The following is a 245-nucleotide window of genomic DNA, read 5'->3' as shown; positions in this document are numbered from 1 at the left end:
ACCAAGGCCCACAAGTTCTCCGCCGCGGCGCTGACCGCGGCCGGTGCCGCCGCTGTGGCGTTCGGTGCCGCCTCGCACGCCGTGGCCGCGCCGGCGCCGGCGCCGGTGAAGCCGGTCGCGCAGAGCGTGGAGAGCTTCGCCCAGACGCAGGACGCCGAGCGGGCGCAGGCCACCGACAAGGCCACCGCGCAGGCGAAGGCCGAGGCCGCCAAGGTCAAGGCCGAGGCCAAGGCCAAGGCCGACGC

At 76.7% G+C, this 245-nt stretch carries 1 pseudogene; it reads left to right on the top strand.

Annotated elements, in window-relative coordinates:
* Positions 1-245: pseudogene (locus tag ACSNOK_RS35660) on the top strand (transglycosylase SLT domain-containing protein); the annotation flags it as partial.

The organism is Streptomyces sp. URMC 126, from assembly GCF_051386555.1.
Lineage (GTDB): Bacteria > Actinomycetota > Actinomycetes > Streptomycetales > Streptomycetaceae > Streptomyces.
This window is presented reverse-complemented; position numbering and strand designations above follow the sequence as displayed.